This is a genomic window from Pseudomonas sp. ML96 (assembly GCF_000761545.1).
GTDB lineage: Bacteria > Pseudomonadota > Gammaproteobacteria > Pseudomonadales > Pseudomonadaceae > Aquipseudomonas.
In genome coordinates, this window is record NZ_JPMY01000037.1 from 175,577 (window position 1) to 195,202 (window position 19,626).

General features: G+C 67.2%; 16 protein-coding genes. 1 reads left to right on the forward strand and 15 read right to left on the reverse strand.

Annotated elements, in window-relative coordinates:
• Nucleotides 1-92: 92 nt before the first annotated feature.
• The 9 genes from mdtD to IP89_RS18105 form a co-directional block, all read right to left on the reverse strand.
• Nucleotides 93-1,517, reverse strand: coding sequence for a multidrug transporter subunit MdtD (mdtD, locus tag IP89_RS18070; RefSeq protein WP_043311049.1), 1,425 nt, complete (start codon nt 1,515-1,517; stop codon nt 93-95).
• 331 nt (nt 1,518-1,848) lie between these two features.
• Nucleotides 1,849-2,022, reverse strand: a complete 174-nt coding sequence (locus IP89_RS23565; protein ID WP_177326901.1) for a hypothetical protein — start codon at nt 2,020-2,022, stop codon at nt 1,849-1,851.
• Complete coding sequence (locus IP89_RS18075) at nt 2,019-3,146, reverse strand: PepSY domain-containing protein (protein ID WP_043311050.1); 1,128 nt, start codon at nt 3,144-3,146, stop codon at nt 2,019-2,021. Before IP89_RS18075 ends, IP89_RS23565 begins: the two co-directional genes overlap by 4 nt.
• 96 nt (nt 3,147-3,242) lie before the next feature.
• Nucleotides 3,243-5,633, reverse strand: a complete 2,391-nt coding sequence (locus IP89_RS18080; protein WP_043311051.1) for a TonB-dependent receptor — start codon at nt 5,631-5,633, stop codon at nt 3,243-3,245.
• An 89-nt stretch (nt 5,634-5,722) separates the two neighbouring features.
• Nucleotides 5,723-6,664: a FecR domain-containing protein gene (locus IP89_RS18085; protein WP_043311052.1), complete on the reverse strand. Its 942-nt coding sequence runs from the start codon at nt 6,662-6,664 to the stop codon at nt 5,723-5,725.
• The gene (locus tag IP89_RS18090; protein ID WP_043311053.1) at nt 6,661-7,179 is read right to left on the reverse strand and encodes an RNA polymerase sigma factor; all 519 of its coding nucleotides are present in this window, start codon (nt 7,177-7,179) and stop codon (nt 6,661-6,663) included. Before IP89_RS18090 ends, IP89_RS18085 begins: the two co-directional genes overlap by 4 nt.
• Nucleotides 7,180-7,281: 102 nt before the next feature.
• On the reverse strand, nt 7,282-7,974 hold the full coding sequence (locus tag IP89_RS18095; protein WP_043311054.1) for a PolC-type DNA polymerase III: 693 nt from the start codon (nt 7,972-7,974) through the stop codon (nt 7,282-7,284).
• Entirely contained in the window at nt 7,971-9,890 is a 1,920-nt protein-coding gene (locus IP89_RS18100; protein WP_043311055.1) for a DUF294 nucleotidyltransferase-like domain-containing protein, read from the reverse strand. The genes IP89_RS18095 and IP89_RS18100 overlap by 4 nt, the downstream gene beginning before the upstream one ends.
• A gap of 65 nt (nt 9,891-9,955) precedes the next feature.
• Nucleotides 9,956-10,834: a LysR substrate-binding domain-containing protein gene (locus IP89_RS18105; RefSeq protein ID WP_043311056.1), complete on the reverse strand. Its 879-nt coding sequence runs from the start codon at nt 10,832-10,834 to the stop codon at nt 9,956-9,958.
• 85 nt (nt 10,835-10,919) lie between these two features.
• Here IP89_RS18105 and IP89_RS18110 point away from each other — a divergent pair, with 85 nt between their 5' ends.
• Nucleotides 10,920-11,963, forward strand: coding sequence for a nitronate monooxygenase family protein (locus IP89_RS18110; protein WP_043311057.1), 1,044 nt, complete (start codon nt 10,920-10,922; stop codon nt 11,961-11,963).
• A 52-nt stretch (nt 11,964-12,015) separates the two neighbouring features.
• Here IP89_RS18110 and IP89_RS18115 read toward each other — a convergent pair whose 3' ends face one another.
• The 6 genes from IP89_RS18115 to IP89_RS18140 form a co-directional block, all read right to left on the reverse strand.
• Nucleotides 12,016-12,420, reverse strand: coding sequence for a hypothetical protein (locus tag IP89_RS18115; protein WP_043311058.1), 405 nt, complete (start codon nt 12,418-12,420; stop codon nt 12,016-12,018).
• Nucleotides 12,421-12,431: 11 nt separating this feature from the next.
• Nucleotides 12,432-13,610 carry a porin gene (locus IP89_RS18120; RefSeq protein ID WP_052081129.1) on the reverse strand — a complete coding sequence of 393 codons (1,179 nt, stop codon included), beginning with the start codon at nt 13,608-13,610 and terminating at the stop codon, nt 12,432-12,434.
• A gap of 23 nt (nt 13,611-13,633) precedes the next feature.
• Nucleotides 13,634-15,256, reverse strand: coding sequence for a methyl-accepting chemotaxis protein (locus IP89_RS18125; protein WP_043311059.1), 1,623 nt, complete (start codon nt 15,254-15,256; stop codon nt 13,634-13,636).
• A gap of 319 nt (nt 15,257-15,575) precedes the next feature.
• The gene (locus IP89_RS18130) at nt 15,576-16,667 is read right to left on the reverse strand and encodes a M14 family metallopeptidase (RefSeq protein WP_043311060.1); all 1,092 of its coding nucleotides are present in this window, start codon (nt 16,665-16,667) and stop codon (nt 15,576-15,578) included.
• A gap of 158 nt (nt 16,668-16,825) precedes the next feature.
• Complete coding sequence (locus tag IP89_RS18135) at nt 16,826-18,292, reverse strand: CapA family protein (protein WP_043311061.1); 1,467 nt, start codon at nt 18,290-18,292, stop codon at nt 16,826-16,828.
• A gap of 17 nt (nt 18,293-18,309) precedes the next feature.
• A complete protein-coding gene (locus tag IP89_RS18140; protein WP_043311062.1) occupies nt 18,310-19,626 on the reverse strand; it encodes an MFS transporter in 1,317 nt (438 codons plus the stop codon).

The following is a 19,626-nucleotide window of genomic DNA, read 5'->3' on the forward strand; positions in this document are numbered from 1 at the left end:
AACGGCGAGGGAGAGGGACTGCGGGCACCTGGGCTCCGGTCTCTGCCTGAGCTTGATGCTAGGTGGCGGCTGCGCTTTCGCCAGGGCGGCGGTCAGTCCTCCGGCAGGTTCTCTGGCGGCTGCACGCGGCGCCCCTCGGCGCCAGTGAGCTGGAGGAAGATCGCCGCGGCGAGCATGGTCAGCACGCCGACGCAGAGGAAGGTGGCCTGGAAGGCGCCGAGCACGCTGTCGACCTCCTGGCCGATGTCCGCGGTGAAACCACCGAGCAATGCCGCGGCGCTGGCCACGCCGAGGCTCAGCGACAGCTGGGCGACTACCGATAGCAGGCTGTTGCCGCTGCTGGCGGAGCGGTCGTCGAGGTCGATCAGGGTCACGGTGTTCATCGCGGTGAACTGCAGCGAGTTGATGCCGCCGAGCACGGCCAGCTGGACCAGCAGCAACCAGTACGGATGCTGCGGGTCGACCAGGGCCAGGCTGGCCAGGCCGACGCCCAGCGCCAGGGTGTTGCCGGTGAGGATGCTGCGGTAGCCGAAGCGCTCGATCAGCGGCCGCGCCAGCGACTTGGCCAGCATCGCCGCCAGGGCCAGGGGGATCATGCTCATACCGGCCACGGCAGGTGAGTGGCCGAGGGCGACCTGCAGCAGCAAGGGCACGAGGAACGGCAGGGCGCCGCTGCCCAGGCGGGCGAACAGGTTGCCGAGGATGCCGATGGCGAAGGTGCGGGTGTGGAACAGGCGTGGCGGGAACAGCGCGTGTTCGACCTGGCCGGCGCGCAGCCAGTAGGCGGCGAGGCAGGCCATGCCGGCGAACAGCAGCATCAGCACGCGCAGGTGCGGTAGATGCAGCTCGCCGAGGCCCTCCAGAGCAATGGTGATCAGCACCATGGCGGCGCCGAACAGCAGGAAGCCCGGGGTATCGAAGCGGCTACGCTCGGGGCCGCGCAGGTCCGGCATCACACGCAGGGCGGCGATGCAGCCGAGTAGGCCGACCGGCAGGTTGATCAGGAAGATCCAGTGCCAGGTGGCGTACTGCACCAGCCAGCCGCCGAGGGTGGGGCCGATCAGCGGGCCGAGCAGGCCGGGGATGGTGACGAAACCCATGATCCGTACCAGCTCGCTGCGCGGGTAGGCGCGCAGTACCACCAGGCGTCCGACCGGCAGCATCAGTGCGCCGCCGAGGCCTTGGACGATGCGCGCCAGGGCCAGTTGGGTGAGGCTGGTGGACAGCGCGCAGAGCAGTGAGCCGAGGCTGAACAGCAGGATGGCGCCGAAGAAGATACGGCGGGTACCGAAGCGGTCGGCGATCCAGCCGGAGGCGGGAATCAGCAGCGCCACGGTGAGCATGTAGGCGATCACCACCGACTGCATGCGCAGCGGGTCCTCGGCCAGGTCATGGGCCATCGCCGGCAGCGCGGTGTTGAGGATGGTGCCGTCGAGGGTCTGCATGAAGAAGGCGATCGCCACGATCCACGGCAGCAGACGGGCGGTGCCGGGGGCGAGGGGAAGCTGGCTGGGCATGGCGATCCTTGGAGCGGTTCTGCAATAGGACTCCAGGTCCTGTTGACGTTTCGGCGCACGCCGCGTTGCTGGGCAAAATCGCGCCAGGCTAGGCGCGGGACGCAGGGAATGGTGATCCCTTGCCAAGTTCCGCAACACCGCATGGCGCGATTTTGCACGCAACCCGAAGGGACGGGCCAGTTTTTGCGCGGAACGTCGTTACTCGGCGGCTCGTTTGGACGATCAAACTTCGCACCTCGCGCCTAGCTCCGCGCAAAAACTGGCACCGTCGCGGTTGTGCCGAAACGTCAACAGGCGCTGGGCCGCTACGCCGGGCATTACCAGCCTGGCTTCAGCGCCTGCGTGGCAGCAGTGGCCAGACGCCGAGTACGGCGGGCAGGCCCAGGCCGAGCCAGGCCAGGGCGTCCCACGGACCGTCGCCGAGTAGTGCAGCGAACAGGCCGACGGCGCTGAGCATGCCGATCAGCGTGGGGATGGCGAAGGTCGAGTCGCGCCAGCGCTTCATGCCACCACCTCGTCACGCAGGGCGGCGCGCGGCGCGCGGCGGCGCACCCACCAGAGGTACAGGCCGCTGCCAAGGACGATGATGGTCAGCACGTCGAGCACCGCCCAGAGAATCTGCATCGGCCGGCCGCCGTAGTCGCCGAAGTGCAGCGGCTGCGACATGGCCAGGGCGTCCATGTACCAGGGGCGGCTGGCGACGGCGGTGACCTGCAGGGTCTTGGCGTCGATCAGCACTGGCGTCCACAGGTGCGAGGTCAGGTGCGTGCTGCCCTTCATGAACACCGAGTAGTGGTGCTCGCTGGAGAAGCGCGTGCCAGGGAAGGCGATGAAGTCCGGCTGCATGCCGGGCGCGGCCTGCTGGGCGATGTCCAGCAGTTGTGTTGCCGGGGCGCGTTCGGTGAGTGGCGGGGCGTCGCGGTAGGGCGCGACCATCGCCGTCAAAGTGTCGTTGCGCCAGGCGCTGATCAGCAGGTCAGCGCAGGCGCTGATCACCCCGGTGATGCCCACGGTCAGGGCCCAGACCAGGGTGACGATGCCGATCAGGTTGTGCAGGTCGAGCCAGCGCAGGCGCGTGGATTTGTGCTGGCGCACTTCGGCGAACTGCAGGCGGCGCATGAACGGCGAGTAGAGCACCACGCCGGAGATGATCGCCACCACGAACAGGATGCCCATAAAGGCCAGCAGCAGCTTGCCCGGCAGGCCGGCGAACATGTCCACGTGCAGGCGCAGCATCAGCATCATGAAGCCGCCGTTGGCCGCCGGCATCTCCACCGCCTCGCCAGTACGCGCGTCGAGCATGAAGGTGTGCGAGGAATTGGGCTCGGTGCCGGCGGTGGCGGCCATGATGGTCACCACGCCGTTGGGCTCGTCGTCTTCCCAGCCGAGGTACTGCACCACCTCGCCGGGGCGATGGCGTTCGCCGGCCTCGACCAGCTGCTGCAGATCCAGGCGCGGCGTGTCCGGTGCCATCTCGCGCAGCTCCGGCGCCTCGCCCAGCAGGTGCTCGATCTCGTGGTGGAAGATCAGCGGCAGGCCGGTGAGCGCCAGCAGGAAGAGGAACAGCGTGCAGATCAGGCTGGTCCAGGTGTGGATGACGGACCAGCGGCGGATGGTGGTGGATTTCATGTCCAGTCCAGAAGTGTTGCCCGATGTTTAGCCGGGTGGAAAAACAACAAAGCCGCCCGTTACGGCGGCTTTGTACTACAGCGCAGTGCCTGGAGCTTAGAACTCCAGCTGCGCGGAGAAGGTCAGGGTGCGAGGATCGCCCAGATAGGAGCTGTTCAGCCAGTACGATTTGTTCGCCAGGTTGCTCACGTTGGCGCGCAGGGTGACGTTGTTGTCGGCCACTGGGATGCGGTAACGGGCGCCGGCATCGAAGGTGGTGAACGACGGCAGGCTGTGCTGGTTGGCTTCGTCGGAGTACTGCTTGCCGGTGTAGTAGGCGCCACCGGTGACGGCGAAGCCCGGTACGGCGTTGATGTCGTACTCGGCGTACAGCTTGGCCAGTTGCGAGGCGACGTTGGTCGGCTTCTGGCCTTCGTTGGCGGCGACGCTGGATTTCTTCACTTCCGGGTCGAGCAGGGTCAGGCCGCCGACCAGAGTCAGCTCGGGCAGTACCTTGCCGGTGATGCCGAATTCCAGGCCGTTGTTCTCCTGGCGACCGTCCTGCACGTAGTAGCCGGCGCCGTTGGTGTAGGCGTTGGGCTTGTCGATGTTGAACAGAGCCAGGGTCAGCAGAGCTTCGCCGACGCTGGCCTTGACGCCCACTTCGTACTGTTCGCTGACTTCCGGAGCCATCGCCGCACCGGCGTTGAGCGCGGTGTTCGGCGCCACGCCGCCGGCCTGCAGGCCTTCGATGTAGGTGGCGTAGGTGGTCAGCCAGGGCAGCGGCTTGTAGACCAGCGAGACGTTCGGCGAGGTTTCCGACTCGTTGTAGGTGGTCGCGGTTTCCGCGTAGCCAAAGGCCTCGGCCCAGACGAAGTCGTTGCTGTAGGTCTTGATGCGGGTATGGGTCAGGCCGAGGATCGACGACCACTGCTCGTTGAAGGTGATCACGTCACCGACCAGGAAGTTGTCCGACTGGGTGCGCGACGACAGGCGCTGGTCGCCATGACCGATGGAGTAGCTGGGCTTGTCCACCTGCGGGGTTTCGTCGAACGACGACGGGGTGCCGACCACGTCGTTGTACTGCGGGCCCGGGTAGGGGACGTAGTCGGTGTAGTCGCGGGCGCGGACCACGTTGCCCTGGTAGCCGACGGTGGTCTTGTGGCCGATGGAGCCGGTGGCGAAGGCGGCGTCGAGGAACAGGTTGCCCGAGGTCTCCTCGGTTTCGACCGGGGCGAAGGCATACAGCGGCTGGGTGTAGCTGCCGGCGCTGTACACGGTCGGGCCGGTGTAGGTGTATTCCTGGGTGTACTGGCTGTAGCCGAGGGCACCGCGCAGGGTGAAGACGTCGTCCAGCTGCCAGTTGAAGCGGCTGCCAACGCGGTCATGCTCGCTGTCGGAGAAGGCCCACTTCTGGCTGTACAGCTTGTCGTTGTCGAGGTCGTCGGCATCCGGGCGGAAGGACTGGTCGCCGAAGTACCAGTAGCTGGTCAGGCCGCGGGTCTCGCTCTTCTTGTGCGAGGCATCGAACTGGATCAGCAGGTCGTCGCTGACGTTCCAGTCCAGCGCCAGGCTGATCATTTCGCGGCGGCGCTTCTGCATGTCGATGGCGGTCTCGCCATCCTGGGTCAGCACGTTGACGCGGTAGGCGAACACTCCGGCATCGTCGATCGGGCCGCCGAAGTCGCCGTGCAGGTAGTAGTTCTCGCCGCCGGCATTACCCAGGGTCACGCTGTTGTAGCGCTCGTAGGTCGGGCGCTTGAGCACGTAGTTGACCAGGCCGCCGGGGCTGGCCGGGCCGTAGAGGAAGCCGGACAGACCGGTGAGGATTTCGATCTGCTCCATCTCCTCGACGTAGTTGCCGCTGTCGTAGCCGGTGGAGTAGCGCAGGCCGTCGTTGGCGATGCTCAGGTTGCCGGCGCCGCCGAAGCCGCGAATGGCCACGGCGCTGGCGTAACCGGCGCTCTTCGGCGAGTACAGCTGGGTGAAGGGGTTGCGCTTGAACACGTCATCGGTGGAGGTGGCCTGGGTGTTCTGCAGCAGCTCCTTGGACACCACGCTCATCGAGAAGGGCGTGTCCTGCAGGCGCATGCCGCCGAGGGCGCCGACGTTCTTCACGTTCTCGCTGCGGTAGCCGGCATCGGCGCTGCCGTCGGCTTCGCCCTGGGCATTGATATCGCTGCTCGGCAGGGTCACGCCATCGGCGGGGGCCAGGCTGTAGCTGCCGGCGGTGCTCTGCACCAGTTGCAGGCCGCTGCCTTGCAGCGCCGCGTTGAGGGCTGCCATGGGCTCGTACTCGCCCTGCACCGGCTGGGCGGTCTTGCCGCTGGTCAGCGCCGGGTCGATGCTCAGGACGATACCGGCTTCGCTGGCGATACGGCTAAGGGTGCTCGCCAGCGGCGCGGCCGGCAGCTGGTAGCTCTGCGCGAGGGCCAGGGTCGGCAGGCTGGAGAGGGTGATGGCGGCGGCCAGCAGACTGGGGCGCAGCAGGTGCAGGGTGCGGGACATTGCGAACGGCTCCTAGAAGAGAAAGTCTCTCAATTCCTCCTTTGCCGAAGCAGAATCGAAAAGTGACAGGGGCGAGTGAAAATTTTTTCCTAGGGCTGCGCCGGCACCACTTTTACCCACCAACTGGTATAGCGCTCGATGCGCACCGGAAGGCTGGGCGGCAGTGCGGCCAGGGCCAGTTCACTGTCGCGCAGCGGGAAGCTGCCGCTGATGCGCAGGTCGGCGATGCGCGGGTCGACGCTCAGATAGCCAGGGCGATATTCGTCCAGGCTGGCGAGCAGGTCGGCCAGGCGCAGGTTGTCTGCCACCAGCATGCCGTTGCTCCAGGCGCCGGCGCCCAGCGGGGCTGGCGCCGCCTGGCCCAGCTCGTCGCGGCGCATCAGCACCTGCTGGCCGGCGTCGATCACCCGCTCTGCCGGCAGCTGCTGGGCATGCGCGGCGACCGCCGACTGCAGCACGACCAGGCGCGTGGCATCGCCTTCGCGGCGGACCAGGAAGCGCGTGCCGAGGGCGCGCAGGCTGCCTTGCTCGGTCACCACCAGGAACGGCCGCGCATCGCCATGGGCGGTCTCGACCAGGATCTCGCCGCTGCGCAGGAAGACCCGCCGCTCGTGCTCGTCGAACTGGATGTCCATGGCGCTGCGGCTGTTCAGCGTGACCTGGGTATGGTCGGGCAGCTGTAGTTCAAGAATCTCGCCACTGCCGGTGCGCTCGTCGGCCAGGTAGTCGCTGAGCGGGCGCTGGGTATTCAGCAGGCCCAGGCTCAGACCCAGGGCCAGCAGCAGGCCGAGTGCGCTGCGCGGGATGCGCCGGTTCGGCCGCGCCAGCAGGGCGCGCCGTGCCGGTGCCGGGGCGGCGATGCCGAGTTGCTGGTCGAGCTCGCCGAGCTGTTGCCAGACCCGCAGGTGTTCCGGGTGCTGCGCCAGCCAGATGGAGAAGGCCTGATAGTCCTGCGGGCTGGCCTCGCCGGAGCCGAGGCACAGCTGCCAGCCGATGGCCTCGTCGAGGACCTGCAGCGGCACCGCGCTCATTGCGGCTCACCGTGCACGGCGATGTAGCACTGGCGCAGGCCCTGGGCCAGGTACTGGCGCACGCGCGACACCGACACGCCGAGGCGTTCGGCGATCTCGCCGTGGCCGAGGCCGTCGAGGCGGTTGTAGAGGAACGCGGCGCGGGCCTTGCTCGACAGCTGGCCGAGCAGGCGGTCGACCTCGCGCAGGGCATCCAGCGCCATGGCCTGTTCTTCCAGGCTGGGCTGTTGCGCCTCCGGCAGCTGGGCCAGTTCTTCCAGGTAGGTGCGTTCCAGGGCGCTGCGACGGAAATGGTCGATCAGCAGGCCGCGGGCGATGGTGGTGAGCAGGGCGCGGGGCTCGCGCGGCGCCTGCAGGTCGGGGCGGCCGAGCAGGCGGACGAAGGTGTCCTGGCCGAGGTCGGCGGCGCGCTGCGGGCAGCTCAGGCTCTTGCGCAGCCAGGCGAGCAGCCACTCGCGATGATCGCGGTAGAGCAGGCCAACCAGCTCGTTGTGGATGTTTTCCCCGGCGGACACTGTCACCTCCGCCAACGGAGGCAGAAAGAGATAAAGCGAGAATTGTTCTCAGATGATCTCAGATTGCCGCCAGTAATCGCAATCGTTGTCGATCAGTGGTGTTCAGAGCGAAGGGGCGAGTTGCCGGCGCTTCCAGGATTGCGCCTGTTGCTGCAGCTCGGCGAGGTTGTCCAGGCCCTGGCGGCGGGCCTTGCTGAACAGGATCAGCGCCAGTTCGGCGGTGGCCAGGGCATCGGCGCTGGCGTGGTGGCGTTCGCTGGCTTGCAGGTGGAAATGCCGCAGCCAGTCGTCCAGGCCCTTGTGCGGCGGTGCCTCGGGGCACAGCAGCGGGGCCAGCACGGCGACGTCGAGGAAGGGGTGGTGCAGGCGATAGCCGAGCTCATCGCGCAGGGCGCGCTCGAGCATGTGCTGGTCGAACGGCGCGTGGAAGGCCAGTAGCGGGCTGTCGTCGACGAAGGCCATGAACTCCAGCAGCGCCTCGGCCGGTTCGCGACCGGCTGCCACCGCGCTGGGGGCGATGCCGTGGATCAGCGTGCTCGGCCCGGCGCGGTGTTCGGCCTGGTGCAGGGTGCACTCGAACTGCTGGGAGAAGTCGATGGCGCCGTCTTCGATCACCACCGCGCCGATGGCCAGCAGGTGGTCGCGCTGCAGGTTGAGGCCACTGGTCTCCAGGTCGACCACCACCAGGCGCTGGCTGGCCAGGGGGCGTTCGTCCAGCGCCGCCGCGGCCGGCAGGCGCAGGCAACGTGGGTCGGTGGCGGGGGCGCGGCGCAGCCAACTGCTGAGCATCTTCATAGCTGGTAGCGCAGCGCCAGGCTGCTCTGCAGGCGCTGCGCCTGGCGGAAGGATTCGCGCAGGATGCGCCGGTCCAGGTGGTTGAGGGTGTCCGGATCGAGGCGATTGGACAGTGGCAGCCCCTGGGACGCCTGCTGCTGGTGCAGCTGCAGGCGGGTCTGCTGGATGAAGTGGTAGGCCTCCTCGAAGGCGGCGCCGTCCAGGGCGTCGATGACCCGCAGGCGCACCAGTTCGGCGAAGCGCTGCAGGGTATTGCTGTCTGCCACACCGTGGGTCAGGGCCAGCAGGCGGGCGCCATCGACGAAGGGAGTTAGCCCTTCCTCCTTGAGGTCGAGGGTGTCTTTCTCGGCGCCCTTGCGCGCCACCACGAAGTCGCGGAAGCGCCCCAGCGGCGGGCGATGACGCAGGGCGTTGGCGGCCAGCAGGCGCTGGAAGATGCTGTTGCCCTCGATGTCGGCGTGCAGTTGGCGGCGGAGCTCGACGCAGCCCTGTTCGTCGCCCCAGATCACGCGCAGGTCGAAGTAGATGCTCGAGCCCAGCAGGTTCTCCGGGCTGGCCTCGCGGACGAAGGTGGCGAAGCGCCGCGACCACTCGCGGCGTGACAGGCACAACTCGGGGTTGCCGGCCATGATGTTGCCGCGGCAGAGGGTGAAGCCGCACTCGGCGAGTAGTTGGTTGATGCGCCGGGCATAGGGCAGCAGGCGCTGGCGGATGCGCTCGGCGTCGCTGTCGTCGCTGGCCTCGAAGAGGATGCCGTTGTCCTGGTCGGTGTGCAGGGTCTGCTCACGGCGGCCCTCACTGCCGAAGCACAGCCAGCTGAAGGGTTGCTGCGGGTCGCCCAGCTCCTCCACGACCAGCTCGATCACTCGGCAGGTGGTGTGATCGTTGAGCAGGGTGACCAGCTGGGTGATCTGCGTGGAGCTGGCGCCGTGGGCCAGCATGCGTTCGACTAGCAGACGGATATCACTGCGCAGTGCTACCAGGGTGTCGATGCGGGGTGCCTGGCGGATGGTGCGCGCCAGGTGCACCAGGTCGACCCGTTGCAGGGCGAACAAGTCGCGCTCGGAGACCACGCCGACCAGGCGCCCGTGTTCGACCAGGCAGACGTGGGCGATGTGCCGCTCGGTCATCGCCAGGGCGGCGTCGAAGGCCGAGGCCTGGGGTGGCAGGTGGAAGGGGCGCTGGGTCATCAGCGCGCTGATCGGCTGCTCCAGCGACTCGCCGTCGGCCACCACCCGGCGCAGGTCGCGCAGAGTGAAGATGCCCTCGGGGCGCGCCTGCTCGTCGACGATGACGATGCTGCCGACGTGCTGCTCGTGCATGCGGCGTACCGCCTCGCGCAGCGGCGTGGTGGCGGTGCAGGCTACCGGCTGCTGCAGGGCCAGTTCGCGCAGCGGAGTGTCCAGCGAATACTGCGCGCCGAGGTTCTCGGCGGCGCGCAGCTGCACCTGCTGGTTGACCTGATCGAGCAGGCTGCTCACGCCGCGCAGGGCGAAGTCGCGGAAGGGCGCGGACTGGGCGAACAGGCGGACGAAGGCCTCCTTGGCCAGCAGCAGGCAGAAGGTGTCTTCGCCGGCCAGGTGTTCGGTACGGGTGGCGCGCTCGCCGAGCAGGGCGGCCAGCGGGAAACATTCGCCACTGGCGATCTCGAAGGTGGTCTCGCTGCCGCGGCGGGCCGAGTGTGGGCGCTCGCCGACCACCTGGCCCTGCTTGACGATGTAGAAGTGCTGCACCGGCCCGTCGCTGGGCTTGATGATGCTCTCGCCGGCGGCGTAGAAGCGCAGCTGGCAATGCTCGACCAGATAGGCCAGCTGGGCGCTGTCCATCTGGTTGAAGGGCGGGTACCGGCGCAGGAATTCCATGGTGCCGTGGATGTTCTGCAACACGGCCGTCTTGCCTGCGGTGCTGGGCGACATGCGGCGTTCCCGCGCTAGTTGTTTGTGGCGATGGTCGCGCCTGTGATGCGGCGCGGCCATTGGACCTAGGTCGCAGAGCCCAGCAGTTCTCGCCAGGCGTTCAGCGCCGGGGTGGCATGGCCGCGGCGCCAGACCAGCAGGGTCTCCGCGGTCAGCAGCGGCACCAGGCGCAGCGCCGGAGGTTGGCGCTGCAGCTCCAGCAGCGAGCGCGGCACCACGCCGGCGCAGGTGCCGGCGGCGACGCAGGCCAGGATGGCGTGGTAGGAACCAACCTCCTGCACGCGCAGCGCGGTGCCAGTCTGGCCCAGCCAGGCCTCGCCGATCTGCCGGTAGCTGCAGCCCTGGGCGAAGCCGGCCAGGATGCGCAGTTGCACGTCGGCTGGTTCATGCACGGGCGGGTGGTCGGCCGGCAACACCAGCAGCAGCTCCTCGCGGAACAGCGCCTCGCCCTCCAGCCCCAGGTCCAATGGCTCGGCCTGCCAGGTGCCGTCCAGCAGGCGCTGTGGCCGGGCGATCAGCGCGCAGTCCAGGCGCCGGCCGAGCACGCCGTCGATCAGCAGCTGGCTGGGGCCGGTGCTGACCTCCAGGCTGACTTCGGGGTGGGCGCGGTGAAAGCTCGCCAGCGGCACGGGCAGGCGCGTCGCCGCGCTGCTCTCCATGCTGCCCAGGCGCAAGGTGCCGCTGGGCTGAGCTGGGTGCAGAACCTGGCGCGCTTCGTCCGCCAGCGCCAGCAGTTGCTCGGCGTAGGCGAGAAAGGCCTGGCCCTGCTCGGTCAGTAGCATGCGCTTGCCCTCGCGCAGGAACAGGCTGACGCCCAGCTCCGCCTCCAGTTGCTGGATGCGCGTAGTGACGTTGGACTGCACGCGCTGCAGGCTTTGCGCGGCGCGGGTCACGCTCTGCTCGAGGGCCACGGCGCGGAAGATCGCCAGGTTATTGAGATCCATGGGCTTCTATAAATCTCATAATGAGAATAAAGTTTTATTGATGATCTTGTTTTGAGATTGATTGGTCAATCCTGTGGAGGTTTGCATGTCGTCGTTGTGCGCGTTGCTCGGTATTCGCCATCCCATCATCCAGGCGCCCATGGTGGGTGTTTCCACCCCGGCGCTGGCTGCCGCGGTGTCCGAGGCCGGCGGTCTGGGCTCGCTGGGGCTCGGTGCGAGTACACCGGAGCAGGCTCGCGAGCTGATCGCGCAGACCAGGGCACTGACCGACCAACCGTTCAACCTCAACCTGTTCTGCCATGCGCCGGCGCTTGCCGATGCTGCTCGCGAGCAAGCCTGGCTGCAGCGCCTGCAGCCGTGGTTCGCCGAGTTCGCGGCTGAGCCGCCGGCGCAGTTGCGCGAGATCTACCAGAGCTTCCTGGCTGACCCGTCCATGCTGGATATGCTGCTGGAGCAGCGCCCGGCGGTGGTCAGCTTCCACTTTGGCCTGCCGGAGGTGGCGTGGATCGCGCGCCTCAAGGATGCCGGCATCCGCTTGCTGGCCTGCGTGACCACCGCCGCAGAGGCCCGTCTGGCCGAGGCTGCCGGGGTGGATGCGCTGGTGGCACAGGGTTTCGAGGCCGGCGGCCATCGCGGCGTGTTTGCGCCTGAGAACGGTGATACCGGTCTCGGTACGCTCGCCCTAGTGCGCTTGCTGGCGCAGCAGTCGAGCCTGCCGGTCATCGCGGCCGGCGGCATCATGGATGGCGCCGGCATCAAGGCCGCGCTGGCCCTCGGCGCCGCGGGCGCACAGCTGGGCACGGCCTTCGTGCTCTGCCCGGAGTCCGCCGCCAACGCTGCTTACCGCGCCGCGCTGAAGGGCGAGAAGGCCTACCGCACCGAGATCACCGCGAATATCTCCGGGCGCCCGGCGCGTGGCCTGCCCAACCGCCTGTTCGGTGATCTGGGTGCCGCCCTGCCGGATTACCCGATCTGCTACGACGCGGCCAAGGCGCTGCACACCGCCGCCAGCGCCCAGGGCAACCACGACTTCGCCGCCCAGTGGGCTGGCCAGGGCGCGCCACTGGCCCGCGAGCTACCGGCGGCGCAGCTGCTGGCGACGCTGGTGGAGGAAATGCAGCAGGCATGAAAAAAGGCCGGTGGGTCGCCCCACCGGCCTTTTTTATCGCGCTACCCCGTAATCAGGGCAGGGTGAACAGCACCTTGACCTTGTCGGTCACGGCGGCCTTGTCCACGTAACCGATGGCATCGGCTTCGGCGGCGACCTTGGCCACTACGTCGGCATCGCCGGCCACGCTCGGCAGCGGCTGGCCCTTGCCGGTGAACACCAGGCCGGACCAGTAAGACTTCAGCTGCGCTTCGTTCTTGTTGGTGACCGCGGTGTAGAACTTCTCCTTGGTCGGGCTCCAGTCTTTCTGGTCGACGCCTTTCAGCGACTTGTTCTTGCCCAGGAAGATGTTGGCCACGTCGGATTGCGACGGTGCGGCGGACGCACCGGCGTTGACGATCACGGCGACCTCGGCCTGGGCCAGGGCGGCGAAGCCCAGGCTGGCGGCGGTGAGGAGGATGCGAATGGACTGCTTCATGTGCATGCTCCTCAGAATACGAAGTCGACGCCGGCGCTGATGATGTCGCCGTCGTAGTTGCGCGACGGTACACCGGCCAGGCCAGTACGCTCGTAAACGGTGTTCTCGTACAGCTCCTGGGCGTTGCGCACGAACACGCCGTCGTAGCCACCATTGGTGTCTACGCGCTTGTACTCGCCCTTCAGCACCACGGTCGGCATCAGGTTGTAGTTCAGACCGAGGGTCCAGGAGTTCTGGCGGCCTTCGTCCTCGTCCAGCTGGGCGTAGGTGACGTGGGCCAGGAAGTCGCCGAAGCGGCGGCCGCCCATCAGGTAGAAGGAGTCGGTGCTGGCAGTGCCATCGTTCTCGATCACGCGGCTGGTCCACTCGTTGGCGGTCAGCCAGGTACCGTTGTCGTACTGGTAGCCGATCGAGGTGAACTTGCCCTTGTCCTTGTCCAGTTGCAGCAGGGATTGGTTTTGCGGAACGCCGATGCCCGGGCCGAACGGTGGCGGCAGGATGCTGGTGATGCTGCCGGCGATATCGGTGTCGATGTCGGCCTCGGCATAGCCGATGCGCAGGGTGCCGAAGTCATTGGTGGCCAGGCTCACGCTGGCACCGAAGACGTTGTCGTAGTCGATGTCGAACTTGTCGTCGTAGATGTAGTAATCACGGTTCTTGGCGACACCACCGGCGACCTGGAAGGACAGGGTGGCGAAGGACAGCGGCAGGTTGTAGACCAGGTCGGCGCCTTCGTAGTTGGACAGCTGGACCTGGCTGTAGACCTCGTCCGGCAGGCGCAGCCAGGGGTAGCTGAAGCCCACGTCGATGCTCTCGGAGTACATGTACACCGGGGTGCGCAGGCGGCCGAAGCGCAGCATCAGGTTGTCGGTGCTCTGCCAGGACAGGTAGGCCCACTCCAGGTTGCCTTTCCACTCGTCGCCATAGGCCTTGGCGGTGGTCTGCAGGGTCAGGCCGACGGTGTCGGTGACGCCGTAGGTCAGCTGGGCGCCGAACTTGCTCAGCTGGTCGCCGCGCCAGGAGTCGGTGGTCTGGCCGGAGATGCCGTAGCCGCGGCCGTCGTCTTCACCACCCAGGTGGGTGACGCCGACGGTACCGAAACCGTTGATGAGGGCCTCGCCTTGTTCCAGCGCGAATGCCGAGGTGCTGGCCAGGCAGATAGCCAGACCGAGTACGCGGGCAGTAGTCATGCAGTGATGCTCCAATGAATGAATTAAACGCGGAATTGGGCTGTTGCCGCGCGCAGGTGGTCCCCTGTGCTGACCAGCTGCTCGCCTAGGCGCGCGGTGGCATCGGCCCCGTTTGCGGTTGCTTGTGCATCCTGCTGCAACACTTGGGTTTCTTGTTGGATGGAACTGGACAGGCCGATCTGCTCTTGGGTGAGCTGGGCGATGCCGGCGTTCAGTTCGTCGATCTGGCTCACCGCTACGGCGATGGACTCGAGCATGCGGGTGGCTTCCACCGACAGCTCGATGCTGTTCTGCGCCTTGTCACCGTTGGCGGTCATCACGTTGAGCACGCTGTTGGCGCTGTTCTGCAGGCGCTGAATGATCTGCTGGATCTCGGCGGTGGAGGCGGCTGTCTTCTGCGCCAGGTTGCGCACCTCGTCGGCGACCACGGCGAAGCCGCGACCCTGCTCGCCAGCACGGGCGGCCTCGATGGCGGCGTTGAGCGCCAGCAGATTGGTCTGCTCGGCGATGTTGCGGATCACGGTGAGCACCGAGCCGACCTGCTGGGTCTCTTCCTCCAGCTGCTGCATGGCCTGTACGGCGCCCATCACGCTGCTGCCCAGGTCGCTGATGCTGGTGGACAGGCTGCCGATGCTGGCGCGTGCGGTGCCGGCCTGGCGCGAGGCATCGCCGGCGCCCTGCGAAGCCTGCTGCGAGCGATGCGCCACTTCCTGAATGCTGCTGGTCATGGTCTGGATATCACGCCCGATCGAATCGGTATGACCCTGCTGCGAGCGGGCATTCTGCGTGGCGTCCTGGGTCAGCCGGTACAGCTCCTTGGACATGCCACCCAGCGGGCTGGCGGCCTCGATGGTCTGGCGGATGGTGCCCTGCAGCTTGTCGAGGAAGCCGTTGAACAGCTGGATCATCTCGCCGATCTCGTCGCGCGAATCGACGTTGACCCGGCGGGTCAGGTCGCCGTCGCCCTTGGCGATGGCCTGCAGCGATTCGATCACGCCGTGCACGTTGCCCATGATGCCGCGGATGATCACCCAGGCACCGAGGCCGACCAGGGCCACCAGCAGGGCGCTGAGGATGTAGCCGGCGCTGGTGGTTTCGGCGTTGTCGGTGCGGGCCTGACCGAGAGTGCTCTGGAAGTCCTCGTAGGCGTGGGCGCGGAAGGTCTCGCCGAGCTTCTGCGCGGCGGCGAGGTCGCTGGCCATGCGGTCCAGGTTGGGACGCAGGTCTTCGAAGCCGGCGCTGCCCTTGATCAGTTGCTCGGAGGCGGACAGGGCATTGTCGGCGTAGCGGCCGATGGCCTGGCGCCACTCTTCCAGCTCGCTGGCGCGTTCGCTGTTGGCGCGGGTCAGCGGCTGCAGCTGCTGCTGCAGGCTGGCGATGTCGCTCAAGACCTTGCGGGCTTCGTCCAGGGTCGCCAGTTCACCGGCGGCCACCGCACTGTTGAGGATGCCCGGCAGGCGGGAGAACTGGAAGTTCACCGCATCGGCCTTCTCCAGGGTAGGGAAACTGTTGGTTTCCAGGGCATCCAGGCGGGCATCGTTGGCTGCCAACTGGGTCGAGGTGTAGACCACGAACAGCAGCAGGCCGAGCAGGGCAACGGCGGGCAGCAGCGACAACTTCAGGGTCAGCGACAGATTCTTAAGCATTGGCAGGTACCCAAATCGGGGGCGCGAAGTGTACAGGAAGCCGTTTGGTGGCTAAAGGCCATCTATCGGTCATCCTGTGACCGCGAAAGGCTCGGTTGTGATCGCTATGTCGGCTGCCCCTCTTCTTTCTATAGCTGCTAATCGTCGGACACGCCTGCGCCGCAGCGCCGCATGGGGCTGATTCGGGCTGTGGAGTGAGGCGAATGGAGAGGAGGGAGTTGTGTTGCGTGGTGTGTAGCGAGGGGAGAAGCGACTGCAGCGGTGCGGGGAAAAGATGGCCGTGCTGCGGTGTGGTTACACCGCAGCACGGTGGCCGGAATTACGCCGGCAGCGGCGAGGCGAGACCGGCCAGGGTCTGTTCCAGCACTTCGCGCGCCTGTTCCAGGATCTGCTGTTTCCAGTCGTCGGCATCGACATAGAAGGCATCGCGCAGACGCTGCTTGATGCGCTGCTGCTGGGCCGGCGCGACCTGCGGATTGCGATACAGCCAGTGGTCGCCGCGCATGGCGTTGAGCACCTGCAGCCCCGGCAGGGTGCCGTACTCCAGGGTCAGGCCGTTGTATTCGGCCTGCGGGCAGGTCTGCGGTATCACGTTGTCGATGGTGCCGTTGAGCTTGGCCGACACCGAGTTGCCCTCGGCGCTGTTGGTCACCTGATCGCCCCACCAGCGGCGGCAGCGGGCGATGTCTTCCGGTGTCTGCTTGCCCTTGTAGATGCGCTCGCCGATGCCGCGCGGGCCGAGGCCGGTGTGGATGTCGATCCAACCGAGGCGGCGGCACTGCTGGCCGTGCTGGCGCAACACCTGCTGCAGAGTGCGGTTGCTCCAGGTCGGCGCGTTGCCGGCGAAGAACATGCCTTTCGGGTCGCCGCTCTGTCCGCGCGAGATGGCGCCCTGCAGGGCCATACGGCCGTGGCGCAGGGAGTAACCGACCAGGCCCAGGGTGCTGAGCAGGGTCGGCGGCTGGCGCTCGGGCAGCAGCAGGTGGGCGATGGCGCGGTAGTCGGCGTTGTCTGCCTGTGGCTGGTCGAAGTCGAGGAAGTTGCGGTTGAGGTCGACATTGTCCTCGGTCACCCGGCGCAGCCAGGAGAAGCCGTGCGGGTTGAGCGCATGGATGAACAGCACGGCCAGGTCGTCGCGCTTGCAGCGCTCGACCCAGGCCTTGTCGCGCAGATGCTCGACCTGGATTCCGGAGCCGCAGAAGCCCTCGGCGCCGTGGCAGGCGCTGCTGAGGATCAGCAGGTTGGCGGCGTCGGGGGCGCCGAGGCGGGCGACGTCCATCGCCAGATCCTCACCATCGCGGCCGCGCAGCGGGTGGACATGGGATTCGACGCTCAGGCCGGCACTGGCGCAGGCCTCGAGAAATTTCTGCCGGGCTTCGGCGTAGCTCTGCGAGAAGCTGGAGAGATCCATGTGGGAATTCCTTGTGGTGAAAACTGCCCGCGGGGTTTCGCGGGCATGGCCGGGCCTGCGGCGCAGGCTTGTGGCCTGTGCCGGGCGACGGATCAGTCGTTGGGTTGGGGGCGTACCCCGGGCTGGCGACCTTGTGGGGCGCTAGCCTTGGTCGGGTATCAGTCGATCACGATGCGGCCGATACTGCTCTGGCGCTCGCCGTACTGCACGGTCTCGATATCGATGACGGTACCGAACTCGGCGGACAGGTCGCGCAGGCGCTCGATGATGCGCTGCGCCTGGGCGTCGTTCTCCGCCGTGTCGAAGGCCAGGCGCGGGATGCCGCGCTCGGCGTCGCGGCCGTTGAAGCCCAGCTCGATCGGGTGCAGGAGCATTTCGCGCAGGGTGCCGTCGGCCTTGAAGTGGCACTCGGCGACCACGCTCTCGAACCACACCGGCTCGCTGAAGATGCCGACCACGCGCTTCCACTCGAGGAACTCGGCGGCGGTGGTCAGGCGCGGATTGGTGATGCCCTTGGGCCCGATGAAGGCTTCGGCGGCCAGCCACTCGCGGCTCTCCCACTTGTCCGCCGGCATCAGCTTCATGCTGTTGTCCATGAAGCAGAAGTTGCCCAGCGAATACAGCAGCGGCTTGCCCTTGTAGATGTCGATGCCGCGGATCTGGTGCGGGCCGTGGCCACAGAGCATGTCGGCGCCGTTGTCGACCAGGCTGCGGGCCAGGGTCGGCAGGTAGTTGGGCACCTCGATGCACTGGTTGTCCGGCTCGTGGGTGTGCTGGGCGACGATGGTGAAGTCGCTGCTCTGCTTGGCCTGGCGCAGGTCGCGCACGATGGCGGCCTGGTCGAGCTTGTCGCACTCGTAGTGGATGCGCACGGTGCCTGGTGCGGCGTTCGGGTCGACGCGGTAGTGCAGGGCCATGCCCAGGTGCACGCTGTGCTCGCCGTGCAGGGTGCGCAGCAGGTAGTGGTCCTGGAAGGCCTCCTGCTCGTTGAGGCGCTTGAGCACGGCGAAGTCCTGCGGCGACACCAGGCGATGCGGGGTGGTACGCAGCGGGCTCAGGCCCGGGCGAGGCGGTACCATGCCGAGGCCGTCGGAGGCCGGTGCGTTGGCCTCGAAGGTGGTGGCGTAGGAGATCAGCGAGACGCGCGCCTTGTCGGTGTTGACGAAGGCCGGTGCGCGGGCAGCGGCCAGGCTGCCACCGGTGCCGGCGTGGGCAATGCCGGCGTCATCCAGCAGCTCGTCGGTCATCTTCAGGCCGGCGGCGCCCCAGTCCAGCGCATGGTTGTTGGCGCGCGACATCATGTTGAAGCCGATGCTGGCCAGGTCCGCCGGGGCGTCGGCATCGCTGAGCAGCCAGGAGAAGCCGGACAGCGCCTCGGGGTAGCCGTCGTAGCGGTTGAAGTCGATGGCGGTGCATTCGTAGTTGCCGACCACCACGTCGCCGCGCTTGAGGATGTCGAGCAGCTCGGGCGACTTGCGCGCCAGTTTGTCGGCGATCGCATGGGTGATGATGATGTCGCCGACGGCGACCACGCAGAAGCCGTCTTCCACGTCGGCATCGCGCCAGCTGTCCGGCAGGGTGATGCGTTCGGGACGTTGCTGGGGCGAGGGGACTCGTTTGTGCATGGGGTAGATTTCCTGACTCAGGCCTGGCTCGCGGCCGGCTCGTTGTTGGATTCGGAAGTGGGTTGGCGAGTGAGTTCGCCGATAGTGCGCAGGTCGCGATCGGGGTCGACCAGACGCAGGGCCAGCGCGCCGCCGGCAATCAGGGCGATGCCGAACAGGCCGACGGCCAGCTCGAAGCCCTTGACCAGGTCGCCGCCTTCCCAGCCGATGGCCTGGCCGACCACGTGCGGGGCGAGCATGCCGGCGCTGGTCATCAGGCCGATGTGCAGGGCCAGCATGCTGCCGCGCTGCTTGGCCGGGGCGATGTAGGCGACGGTGGTGTTGGAAAAGGTGGTCACCAGGTTCACCACGATGCCGCCGATCAGATACAGGGTGATGGTCATGGCCACGCCCTGCTCGACGAAGCCCATCAGGGCCATGGCGATGCCGCCGACCACGCAGGCGATGGCCGGCGGGAAGACCATGGCCAGGCGCACGCTGGCGCCGCGCTTGAGGGCGCGCTGGGACAGGCTGGAGACCAGCAGGTTGAGTGCGATCACGCCGAGGGTGGCGGCCATCACCACGTAGCCGGACTGCATCGGACTCATGCCCAGGCCTTTCTGCAGGTAGGTCGGCACCCAGCTGTAGATCAGCGCGTTGGGCAGATAGCTGCAGAAGCCGAGCAGGGTGATGAAGATGAAGGTGCGGTTGAGCAGCAGGTGACGATAGCTGGCTGTGCCGCCGACGATCTCGCCGGGCGCGTCGTCATGCTGGCCCTCACGGCCGACGAACAGCCAGACCACCAGCCACAGCAGGCCGATGCCGGCGAGGATCAGATAGCCGACGCGCCAGCCCAGGTGCTGGATCAGCAGCGGCAGCGACAGCGCGCCGAGGATGGCGCCGACCATGATCGCGATATGAATCCAGGCGCCCGGCAGCACGCGGTCACGCGGCGCATACCACTTGAACGCGGCGTGCTGGGTCACCGCGGTGCCCGGCCCGCAGCCAGCGCCGAGCAGCATGCGGCTGGCGACCAGGGCATAGAAGCTGGTGGAGATCGCGGTGAGGATCTGCGCGCCCATCCACACCACCGACATGCCGGAGAGAATCCAGCGGCTGGCCACGCGGTTGGCGAGGAAACCGACCAGCACGCCGGACACCGAGTAGAGGAAGAAGAAGGCGCTGCCGATGAAACCAAACTGCTCGGGAGTGAGCTTGAGCTCGTCGATAATCTGCGGGCCGGCGAAGGCGAAGATGGTCTTGTCCAGCACGCTGATGACCATCACGGCCAGCAGCATCAGGACCACCAGGGCCCGCTTGTTGTTGGCCTGCTTATCGTTAGGGAGGGACTGCAT

Excerpts from the sequence above, each read along its gene's own strand:
- mdtD (WP_043311049.1), bottom strand. The coding sequence starts at position 1,517 with ATGCCCAGCCAGCTTCCCCTCGCCCCCGGCACCGCCCGTCTGCTGCCG.
- IP89_RS23565 (WP_177326901.1), bottom strand. The coding sequence starts at position 2,022 with ATGAAGCGCTGGCGCGACTCGACCTTCGCCATCCCCACGCTGATCGGC.
- IP89_RS18075 (WP_043311050.1), bottom strand. The coding sequence starts at position 3,146 with ATGAAATCCACCACCATCCGCCGCTGGTCCGTCATCCACACCTGGACC.
- IP89_RS18080 (WP_043311051.1), bottom strand. The coding sequence starts at position 5,633 with ATGTCCCGCACCCTGCACCTGCTGCGCCCCAGTCTGCTGGCCGCCGCC.
- IP89_RS18085 (WP_043311052.1), bottom strand. The coding sequence starts at position 6,664 with ATGAGCGCGGTGCCGCTGCAGGTCCTCGACGAGGCCATCGGCTGGCAG.
- IP89_RS18095 (WP_043311054.1), bottom strand. The coding sequence starts at position 7,974 with ATGAAGATGCTCAGCAGTTGGCTGCGCCGCGCCCCCGCCACCGACCCA.
- IP89_RS18100 (WP_043311055.1), bottom strand. The coding sequence starts at position 9,890 with ATGTCGCCCAGCACCGCAGGCAAGACGGCCGTGTTGCAGAACATCCAC.
- IP89_RS18105 (WP_043311056.1), bottom strand. The coding sequence starts at position 10,834 with ATGGATCTCAATAACCTGGCGATCTTCCGCGCCGTGGCCCTCGAGCAG.
- IP89_RS18110 (WP_043311057.1), top strand. The coding sequence starts at position 10,920 with ATGTCGTCGTTGTGCGCGTTGCTCGGTATTCGCCATCCCATCATCCAG.
- IP89_RS18115 (WP_043311058.1), bottom strand. The coding sequence starts at position 12,420 with ATGAAGCAGTCCATTCGCATCCTCCTCACCGCCGCCAGCCTGGGCTTC.
- IP89_RS18120 (WP_052081129.1), bottom strand. The coding sequence starts at position 13,610 with ATGACTACTGCCCGCGTACTCGGTCTGGCTATCTGCCTGGCCAGCACC.
- IP89_RS18125 (WP_043311059.1), bottom strand. The coding sequence starts at position 15,256 with ATGCTTAAGAATCTGTCGCTGACCCTGAAGTTGTCGCTGCTGCCCGCC.
- IP89_RS18130 (WP_043311060.1), bottom strand. The coding sequence starts at position 16,667 with ATGGATCTCTCCAGCTTCTCGCAGAGCTACGCCGAAGCCCGGCAGAAA.
- IP89_RS18135 (WP_043311061.1), bottom strand. The coding sequence starts at position 18,292 with ATGCACAAACGAGTCCCCTCGCCCCAGCAACGTCCCGAACGCATCACC.
- IP89_RS18140 (WP_043311062.1), bottom strand. The coding sequence starts at position 19,626 with ATGCAGTCCCTCCCTAACGATAAGCAGGCCAACAACAAGCGGGCCCTG.